Below are 5,472 nucleotides of genomic sequence, written 5' to 3'. Positions count from 1 at the left end.
GCAGGGCGCTGGCCGGTGGCGGGGCGGGGTCGCTGTCGCGGCGCTCGTCGGGCTGGACGCGGTGGTGGTCGCCGCGCTGTGGCCGACGCTGGTGCGTCCGCTCTGGTACGACGAGGCGTGGCGGGCGTATCACCTCAGCGTCGGCGCGGGCTGGTTCGAGGCCCTGCGGACGGCGAACGCGCCGCTTTCCGGAGGCTGGTTCGCGGTCGAGAAGCTGGCGGCCGCCCTCGGCGGTGACACCGAACTCGTCCTGCGGGCGCCCCAGATCGTCGCGCTGGTCGTGCTGTCGCTGGTCACCTACCTGCTGGGCCGGTGGTGGCTGCCGCGGCCGGCGGCCACGGTCGTCGCCGGGCTGCTCACGGTCAACGGCGGGCTGCTCGTCTACGGGCTGCAACTGAAGTCGTACCTGCCGGAAGCCGCGTGCGCGGCGGCCGTTGCGCACCTGTGGCTGTGCGCGCGCCGCCGTGCCGAGGCGGGCCGGCGCCTGTGGCCGGCGCGGGCGGGGATGGCGCTGTGCGCGGTCATGGCCGTCACGTCGCTGTTCGTACTTGCTCCACTGCTGCTACTGGACGTCGTGGACGCCGCCCGGGCCTGGTGGGCGCACCGCCCACACCGGGCCCGGAGCACCGCGACCGAAACGGATGCCGCGGCGCCGGAGTCCGCCCGCTCACGGCGGAGGTCACGACAGGGCTCACGGCGGAGGCCACGGCAGAGCACCTGGCAGAACCCACGGCGGCGCCCGATATCGGCGGGGCTGGCCGGGTCCGTGCTGGTGGGCGGCTGCGGGCTCGCTCATCTTGTGCTGTTCGTTCTGCCGCAGAGCTATCTGACCACGAACCCGTACTGGCGGAATTTCTTCCTCACCCGGAACAACGCCGCCGGCCAGTTACGCACGGCCCTGTGGGAGCTGCCCCGCAACGCGTTCACCGCGGCGATGACCAGGCCGGACGCCCAGTTCGGCTCGCCGTTCACCGGCTCACCGCTGCTCGCCGGCCCGGATCACCGGCTGCACGTGTGCGTGATCGTCGGGGCGCTGGTGTGCTGGGCGGCCGGCCTGGACGTGGCGGTGCGGGACAGGGCGGGCCGGGCGTTGCTGCTCGCGCTCGGCGGGGCGCTGGCGCTGATCGCGTTCGCCTCGGCGGCGGGACGATGGCCGGTCGGGTTCGTCCGGGCGAACCTGTTCCTGCTTCCGTTACTGTACGTGCTCGCCGGCACCGGCGGGTCGGCGCTGCTCCGGTCCGCGCTACTCCGGTTGGCTCTGCCTCGGTCAACGCTGGTTCGGTCAACGCTGGTTCGGCCGGCCCCGCCCTGGGCGGCCGAACCCGGGCCGAGCCGGTTGTGGGCGGGGCCGGGCGGACGCGTGCTGGGCCGGGTGACTGCCGTGTTGCTCGTGGGCGCGGTTGCGATGTTCGTCCTGGCGGCCGGGGCGGTCGCGGCCCAGCGGAGCAGGCAGGTCCGGGCGAGCGCGACCGGCCCGCTGCTGCTCGGTGACATGCGGGAGCTGGTCGCTGTCCAGCGGCGGACAGCCGAGCCGGGCGACGTCCAGGTCGTGATCCCCGGACGCTGGGACGAACGGCAGTGGTACAAGGCCCAGCAGTACTACGCGCGCTACCACGCCGGCCGGACGACGGGCGGCCAGACGACAACGACAGACCATCCGGCGGCGGATACGGCCGGCCATCCGGCGACGAGCACGCTCGGGCCGCCGGTCGCTGAGGCGGACACTCTCGTCCTGCCCCCGCTGGGCTGGGACGTCTCGATCCCGCCGTTCCTCGCCGGGCGCCCGCGGGCCGGCACGTTGTACCTGGTCACCTACAACCTGGTGTTCCCGGACGCCGTCCGCGGCCTGCACGCCCTGCTCGGCGGGCTCGGCTGGTGCCCGGACGAGCCGACCCGGCGCTCCTGGCCGCTGACCGGTGAGATCACCGCGTTCACCCGCTGCCCGCCCGCGACGCCTCCGTCGGCACCGTCGCCTCCGCCGACCCCGACCCCGGCACCGACGGCAGCGCCGACGACGACAGCCGGAGCAGCGGCATGAGCGCGCGTGCCAGGGCCGTCCAGCCGAGCACGGCGGCGGCGCCGAGCAGGCCAATGACGGATCCCAGGTAGCGGTAGTCGAAGCCGGCGGTCAGCGCCGCGAGCACCAGCACGGACAGGCCCGCCCCGGACGCCAGCCAGAACATCCGCCCCAGCCCGGCCAAACCGCCCCCGGCCGAACCGTTCCCGACGGGACCGGATCCGACGGGACCAGGCCTGGTGCGGCCCCGCCGGACGCCGGCCGACGCCGCCACGGCGCCGGCGAGCAGGCCGGCTCCGACCAGGGGCATGGACAGGTAGCCCAGCCTGCTGTACGCCGTCAGCTTCCCGGCGAGCGGCCGGGAGATCTCGGTGAGGACGTAGTGGCCGTCGGCGGCATGCGGGTTCTGCGCGGGCAGGACATTGGCCAGCTCCGTGGGCAGCTCCCAGGTCGCCGCCCGCGAGGTCCGCGCGTTCTCATGCTGGACGGGTGAGAAGTAGCCGATCAGGTAGGCCGCCGTGGTTGTGGCCACCATCACCGGCTGGGCCCGGATGACCTCGGCGGCGAACCGTCCGGCGAGTTCCTCGCGCCCGGCGGGGATGCTGTCGTTGCCCTGGCGCAGCGGCGAGTCGTCCGGCCACAGGTACATGTCGGGCTGGGTGCGCCGCGCCACCGGCCGCGGGTCGCACAGCGTCCGCAGCTCCGGCCCGGACAGGACGCCGCAGTCGGCGAACGGCGCCATCCGCCCGTACAGGAAGAAGCCGCTGTGCGCCGAGACGGAGAAGGTGCCCCCGTTCGCCACGCTCCACGCCGAGTAGCCGATGATCGGCACAGCGGCGGCGAGCACGAACGCAACCAGACGTGCCAGCCCACCGCCGCCACGGCCGACACGGTCGCCGGTGTCGGTGTGGTGGCCGCGGGTCCGGGCGGTCATGGCGAGCAGCGCGACGGCGCCCACGGCGAGCGGTCCGTAACCAACAGTGCGGATCGTCACGGCCGTCCCGAGCAACAGCCCGGCGGCGGCGCAGGCCCGTACGGCGGGCCGGCCCGGCCTGGCGAGCAGGACCACTCCGCCGGCGACCAGCGTCCCGAACAGGCTGTCGGCGAGGACGAACTGGCCGAGGTCGAGCACCCATGGTGACAGCAGCACTGGCGCGGCGACACAGGCGGCAATCCAGGCGGTACGCACGGTGTGAAGCGCGACAGCGTACAGGGCCGCGCCGGCCAGGAACGTCAGCAGATGCTGGACGATCACCAGCCTGGTCAGATGGGCGTGACCGTCGATGAGCAGCAGGAACATCGGGTAGCCGGACGGGCGCCAGTCCCCCGGCCACGGCCCGTTCCACGCCTGGTCGAGATAGGCCGCTGAATCCCCGAGGTACATGATCGCGGGTGGGTAGGCGACGATGACCAGCACGCGCAGGAGGGCGCCGGCCGCCGCGATCGCGACGAAGACGGCGTGCCGCCGCGCTCGGGCTCCCAGTGTCCGGCGGAAGCTCGCCCCCTGGCGAAAGCCCGCCACCCGGCCAGCCAGCGACCGAACAGCCGCCGTCCGGTCACCGGGCGGCGGCACGGACGTCCTTCCAGCGCCCAGAGCGTCAGTCCAGGGCGTCCGGGTCGAGCTTGGTGAACAGCGCCCCGGACCAGGTCAGGGCGCGGCCGGCCGGCACGGGCTGGCGCTCCCAGACGTCCAGGCTGATGCCGAGGGTGTCGGCCAGGCGCGCCGAGGTGAACGGCAGGAACGGCGCGAGCGCGGTCGTAATGCCGGAGATCGCCTGGATCGACACGGCCAGGGTGCGCCCGGCCCGCGCGGGGTCGGTCTTGACCGTCTTCCACGGTTCCTCGCGGTAGAGGTAGGCGTTGACCTCGGCGGAGATCTCCATCGCGGCCCGCAGCGCCGCCCGCAGCTCCACCCGCCCGATCAGTTCGCCCACCCGTACCAGGCCGGCGTCCACCGAGTCGATCAGCTTGGCGTGTGCGCCGTCGAGTTCCCCGGCCTCGGGTACGCGCCCGTCGAAACGCTTGCCGATCTGGGCCATCACCCGGTTGACCAGGTTGCCCCAGTTCGCGATCAGCTCGTCGTTGATCCGCCGGATGATGTCCGCGTCGGTGATCTCGGTGTCGTTCTGCTCCGGCAGCACCGTCGCGAGGGCGTAACGCAGCGCGTCCGGCTGGAGCCGGTCGAGGTACTCCCGGACGCCGCGCCCGATCCCGGCGGACTTCGACGCCTTCGCCCCGCCGAACGTCACGTACTGGTTGGCCGGGACGTCCGTCGGCAGCTCAAGCCCGCCGTAGCCGATCAGCATCGCCGGCCAGATCACCGTGTGGAACGGGATGTTGTCCTTGCCGACGAAGTAGTAGCTGGCCGCGTCCGGGTTCTGCCACCACTGACGCCACGCGTCCGGGTCGCCGGACCGGGCCGCCCACTCCTTGCTCGCCGACAGATAGCCGATCACGGCCTCGAACCAGACGTAGATCCGCTTGCCAGGGCCGAGCTCGTCGGTGGGCAGCGGGACCCCCCAGTCCAGGTCACGGGTGATGGCCCGGTCGTGCAGACCGTCCTTGACGAACTGCAGGGACCAGTTCATGACGTGCCGGCGCCAGCCGGTGCGGGTCTCCAGCCAGGCCAGCAGGTCGTCGGCGAGCGCGGACAGCCGTAGGAAGAAGTGGGTGGTGGCCCGCTTCTCCGGGACCGCGCCGGTGAGCTTGCTGCGCGGGTCGAGCAGGATGTCCGGGTCGAGGGTGCGGCCGCAGTTCTCGCACTGGTCACCGCGGGCCTCGCCGTACGCGCAGAACGGGCAGGTCCCGACCACGTATCTGTCGGGCAGGAAGCGGCCGGCCTGCGGGTCGAAGAACTGGACGGTCTCCTCGGGCACGATGTAGCCGGCTTCCCGCAGCCGGACGAAGACGTCCTGCGCGACCTCGCGATGGTTGTCGGTCATCGTCGAGGTGAACAGGTCGAAACTGATCCCGATGTCGTCCCAGATGCGCAGGAACTCCGGGTGGTAACGGTTGACGATCTCAGCCGGCGACACCCCGTCGATGTCGGCACGCACGGTGATCGGTGTGCCGTGGGTGTCGCTGCCCGAGACCATCAGCACCTGGTTGCCGGCCAACCGCTGGTAGCGGGCGAAGATGTCGGCCGGCAGGTAGGCGCCGGCGATGTGCCCCAGGTGGGGCATACCGTTGGCGTACGGCCAGGCCACCGCGACCAGGACAGGCCTGCCCCGCTCCCGCGAAACGGTCGAACCACTGGTCTCGGTCGCCTGCGAGGCGGGCGAAGCACCGGTCTTGGTCGTCACTCTCCCAACGGTAGCGCTCGCCACCGATGCTTCTCGACCGGGTTTCCCAACAACGACAGGTGCCGGACGCCGACGGCTCCGCTCGGGCCCACCGAGCAGCGCGGGCCAGGCCCGCGGGGCGGCACCGACGGGGCCCGGGGGACGGCGCCGGCG

At 72.8% G+C, this 5,472-nt stretch carries 3 protein-coding genes; 1 reads left to right on the top strand and 2 read right to left on the bottom strand.

Going from position 1 to position 5,472, the window contains the following annotated elements; genetic code table 11:
- Nucleotides 1-2,038 (top strand): hypothetical protein (locus tag CM1CMNOD_RS21490; protein WP_165162678.1); only part of this gene is annotated, 2,038 nt, incomplete at its 5' end.
- Here the strand turns inward: CM1CMNOD_RS21490 and CM1CMNOD_RS04745 are convergent.
- Both CM1CMNOD_RS04745 and metG read right to left on the bottom strand, forming a co-directional pair.
- Entirely contained in the window at nt 1,932-3,590 is a 1,659-nt protein-coding gene (locus CM1CMNOD_RS04745; protein WP_131773853.1) for a hypothetical protein, read from the bottom strand. The two genes, CM1CMNOD_RS21490 and CM1CMNOD_RS04745, sit on opposite strands and share 107 nt — an antisense overlap.
- A gap of 25 nt (nt 3,591-3,615) precedes the next feature.
- Nucleotides 3,616-5,223, bottom strand: a complete 1,608-nt coding sequence (gene metG, locus CM1CMNOD_RS04740) for a methionine--tRNA ligase (protein WP_237703088.1) — start codon at nt 5,221-5,223, stop codon at nt 3,616-3,618.
- Nucleotides 5,224-5,472 lie beyond the last annotated feature (249 nt).

Source organism: Protofrankia symbiont of Coriaria myrtifolia (assembly GCF_900634755.1).
Taxonomy (GTDB): Bacteria; Actinomycetota; Actinomycetes; order Frankiales; family Frankiaceae; genus Protofrankia; species Protofrankia coriariae.
The sequence above is the reverse complement of the archived record's forward strand: the minus strand, read 5'-3'. Positions and strand labels throughout refer to the sequence as shown.